Consider the following 4,442-nt stretch of genomic DNA (forward strand, 5'->3'; position numbering starts at 1 on the left):
TCGCACGACCGCCGCCGGCTCAGGTTCTGCGCATCGCGTAGCGTAGCGTCAAAGTTGCGTAAAATGCGTCAGGGCCAGCGCTTCAAAGCGCGGCTCAACGAAAGGCAAAGCGGCCAAATCCATTGCAGTCTACTTTTGCAACAAAATCGGCCCGTAGCTGACTTCCAACGGCGCTCGGCCAACGTCTGCTATGACCTCAACTCGGACATCCGAAAATCCTCTTTTCTGGTGCCCAAAAGCGGCGGAAAGCCGCTGGCTTTGATGCTCCTGGAATGGAATAATCCGTCTATACGGGCGATGATTTGAGCCGGTCGGCATTGGCTGGCGCATGGACTGAGTGAATGACCGCGCCTCCTCTGGACGCCGTGGCCGACCTCCACAAGCTGATTGCCGATCTCGAGCAACGGCTTGCTTCCAGTTTTGCTGCGCATGATGCGGCAACTGCACGGGCTGCGGCGACGGATGCCGAAAATGGCCGTCTGCGCGAGGAACTCGCCAACTTACGGGAGAGGCAGAATGCCAGTGCCCACATCCTCCGCACAATCGCCAGCGCCTCCGGTGATGCCGAAAGCGGACTTCAGCAGATCGCCGAAGCTACCGCGCGCCTCTTCCATGGTGCGAGCGTTGCTATCCGGATTGCCGCCGGCAACGAGTGGGGTCTTTCAGTCAGTTTTGGCGCGGGCATCGAGCGCATCACCGCTTTGGTACCAGAGGAGCAGCGGCGGCCAGGAGGCCGAAACCTGCCCGCGGTAGTTTTCCGGGAGAATCGACAAATTCATATCCCCGACATCGACAATATCGATGCGGATATGGCGGACTGGCCCGTGACATTAGCCCGCACGGTCGGCATTCGAACCGTGGCCGGTACGCCACTACGGCGCGACGGCAAAGCGATCGGAGCGCTCATCGTCCAACGCGATCGACTCGAACCCTTTACCGCAGATGAACTAGTGCTGCAACAAAGCTTCGCCGACCAGGCCGTGATCGCAATAGAGAACGCGCGGCTGTTCAACAAAACGAAGGAGGCGCTTGAGCGGCAAACTGCTACAGCCGAAGTTCTTGAGGTTATCTCGTCCTCGCCTGGCGATCTTAAACCGGTATTTGAGCAGATGCTGGCCAAGGCCATGAGCCTGTGCGAGGCGGACTGCGGCTTCATATACCAAATGGAGCAAGGCGCAATGCGGGCAGTTGTCGAAGCGGGCGTTCCGGCCGCCTTTGCTGAATACCGACGGCAAAACTTGCATACGGGAGGCGCGGCAACTCCGGCCGACGTGATGCGCACAACCAGGAAGCCAGCTCACGTCCATAATGCTCAGGAAAGCGAAGCCTACCGCAGCGGTAATCCTAATGCAGTCGCCGGTGTCGATTTGGGCGGCGCGCGCACCGTCTTGTATGTGCCCATGATTAAGAACGAGGACATCGTCGGCGTAATCAACGTTTACCGGCAGGAGGTTAGGCCATTCACCGAGGAGCAAATCTCGCTGCTTGAGAACTTCGCCAGCCAGGCCGTCGTTGCGATCGAAAATGCACGACTTTTCAACGAGACCAGGCAGGCGCTGGAGCAGCAGACTGCGACATCGGAGGTGCTCAGCATAATCAGCCGCTCAGGTGGGGATCTGGGGCCGGTCTTCGATGCCATACTTGGCAAGGCGATGCAGCTTTGCGATGCGAATTTCGGTGTGCTCAACACTTATGATGGGCACCGTTTCCATACCGCGGCCACATTCGGCTTGCCTCCAGCTTACGATGAGTATCGCCGGAAGCAGCCACTTGACTACGGTCCTGACACCGCTCCAGCGCGTCTGTTGAAAGGCGAACGTTCAGTAGCCATCGCTGACCTCGCCAAATCCAAAGCTTACCTCGACGGTGAACGTAATCGCCGCGCCTTGGTTGAGCTTGGCGGCGCGCAGTGCGTATTGGCAGTTCCCTTGCTGAAGGGCGGCAGCGTGGTCGGAAATGTTATGATCTTTCGGCAGGAAAATCGCCCTTTTACTGAGAAGCAAACAGCCCTGCTGGAGCAGTTCGCCGCGCAGGCGGTCATTGCTATCGAGAATACAAGACTTCTCAGCGAATTGCGTCAGCGCACCGCCGATCTGTCGAGATCATTGGATGAGCTGCGAACTGCGCAAGACCGCCTGGTGCAAACCGAAAAACTTGCTTCTCTCGGTCAACTTACCGCCGGAATCGCCCACGAGATCAAGAATCCTCTCAACTTCGTCAATAACTTTGCTGCGCTCTCGGCGGAATTGACCGCCGAACTCAAGGAGACCCTGGCTCCGGCTCCTCTCGACCATAAGATGCGCAGCGAGGTTGACGAACTTTCGTTGATGCTGAAGTCAAACCTTGAAAAGGTGGTACAGCACGGCAAGCGCGCCGATACGATCGTTAAGAATATGCTGCTGCACTCGCGAGAAGGCTCGGGAGAGCACCGGGCTGCCGATATCAATGCACTGGTCGATGAGAGTCTCAATCTCGCTTGTCACGGCGCCCGTGCCGAGAAACCGCAGTTCAATGTGACCGTGCAGCGTGACTTCGATCCGCGCGCCGGACTAGTCGAAGTGTTTCCCCAGGAGATCACCCGCGTTCTGCTCAACTTGATCTCGAACGGGCTCCATGCGGTGGCCAGTCGTGTGGCTAGCAATAGCAGTGCCGACTTCGAACCACTAATCACAGCCCGCACACGCGCAAGCGAGGACCAAGTCGAAATACGTATTCGCGACAATGGCACCGGTATCCCACCGGAGGTGAAGGAAAAGATTTTCAATCCGTTCTTCACGACCAAACCGGCCGGCGAAGGTACAGGCCTCGGCCTCTCGATCGCCCATGACATCATCGTCAAACAGCATGGTGGCCGAATTGAAGTCACAAGCGAGCCGCAGCAGTTTACAGAGTTTGTGGTCTTCTTGCCTCGACACGGGAGCAATAGCCGATCTGGAGGAGAGTCGTGAGCACCTAGATCGTTGTCGTCGACGGCGAGCCCGATGTCGAGAGCATGTTCCGGCAGCAATTCCGCCGCGACCTGCGGGCGGGGCGGTTTCTCATGGATTCGCTCTGTCTGCTCCTGCGGCTCTCGAGCAGATGAAGGCGATACCGGATCCGTCACTAATCCTAATCCTGTCGGACATCAACATGCCAGGCATGAGCGGGCTCGAAATGCTTCCAAAGGTAAAAGAAGCACGTCCTAACGTGCCCATCATCATGATTACCGCTTATGGAGACGCTGCAACCGTGAAGCGCGCAAGAGAACTTGGCGCCGCTGGATTACTATCCAAGCCGATAGATTTTGGACTATTGCGTCAGGAAATTGATCAACGCCTGGGAAGGACTGTGTAGTCTGCTAGTGGTCCGTTCGAGACGTGCCGGACCAGTCTAACCAGGTCCGCTCATCCGGCTAGAATGGAAGTCATGGCCTCACTGGCAAGCCGAACCGAAGGACCTCAGCTGACCTTTGCCGAGATTTTTGGCTTGCATCCAACATGGCCTAATTTCCCAACGTGGATGCCGCCTTTGCGCGCGCGGTTCAACTTGAAGCGCTTGCGGCAGACGAGTCGGATGCGGCCTTCAAAACCCAGTTGCAGACGCAAGCTCAAACCTATCGCAAGCTCGCGGCGAAACGCGCGCACGAATACGGCTTGCCGACGCTAAGCCCGTCGGAAGCTTTACCAACGAAATGAACGCTGAATATCGCGCAGCATTGCCTGCATACCGTCTGTGTAGCGACCGTGACTGAATGATAATCGGCAGCTAGTGACTGCAACCCTCAGAACTGCACCGTGCTCGTCGCGAACCTCAACCTGCGACGCCATCTTGGCCTTTAGCCGTTAAGTCCCGCGCGGCTTCTCCAATAGTGCGGCGAGCCTCTGTGCGCGCAGCATTCAAGCCGGGCAGTTCGTGCCCTTCGTCGTCAATCGTCGAACCGTTATCGTCGTGGAAGTCGAAAAAATATCGCGGCATATCACCAGTGAGTGAATGGGTCCGCGTTCGTAAGCTAAGTTTGGCCTGTGTTCTCGCCCGGATGAATACGGTCTGTACGCCGGTGGGATTGGTCCGCAGAAACACGGAAGTGTAGTTGAATGCCGATCGCCCATCGGTCTCTGATTGCATTCCCTCCTGTCGGAAGAATGATGATCTTCGGATCCAGAGACGAGGTCCCGACACCAGGGTTAGGGCGGCTCAGCTCCTTCTTGCTTTCTCAAGCGCTGGGAGTCAGACTTGGTTGGCTGGGCCTCCGCCTAGCACATCAGGTATGATCGGCCCTCGGTACCGAGCACTAACTTTGGTCCGCTCACCTCTCGAAAGCGGATATTGCGGCCCTCTGGGTCGAGGTCGGCCACGGGCCAATTGGACTAAACCGCTCGCGCGGTAGAACGCCGCGGCTGGCGACACGGCGAAGCAATAGGCGACAGCTCATCGTGACGAGCGGGGCAATTAGCTCGTAGCTG

3 protein-coding genes and 1 pseudogene are annotated in these 4,442 nt (G+C 57.5%); all 4 read left to right on the top strand.

Annotated elements, in window-relative coordinates; translation table 11 throughout:
* On the top strand, positions 1–306 hold a 306-nt coding region (locus tag IVB50_RS26790; protein WP_247298038.1), incomplete at its 5' end, for a hypothetical protein.
* A 35-nt stretch (positions 307–341) separates the two neighbouring features.
* Positions 342–2,948 (top strand): GAF domain-containing protein, encoded by a 2,607-nt coding sequence (locus IVB50_RS26795; RefSeq protein WP_247298041.1) that lies wholly within the window; start codon positions 342–344, stop codon positions 2,946–2,948.
* Positions 2,949–2,992: 44 nt separating this feature from the next.
* Positions 2,993–3,333: pseudogene (locus IVB50_RS26800) on the top strand (response regulator).
* A gap of 161 nt (positions 3,334–3,494) precedes the next feature.
* Positions 3,495–3,674 (top strand): hypothetical protein, encoded by a 180-nt coding sequence (locus tag IVB50_RS26805; RefSeq protein WP_247298044.1) that lies wholly within the window; start codon positions 3,495–3,497, stop codon positions 3,672–3,674.
* Positions 3,675–4,442: the final 768 nt, after the last annotated feature.

Source organism: Bradyrhizobium sp. 87, from assembly GCF_023073015.1.
Taxonomy (GTDB): domain Bacteria; phylum Pseudomonadota; class Alphaproteobacteria; order Rhizobiales; family Xanthobacteraceae; genus Bradyrhizobium; species Bradyrhizobium canariense_D.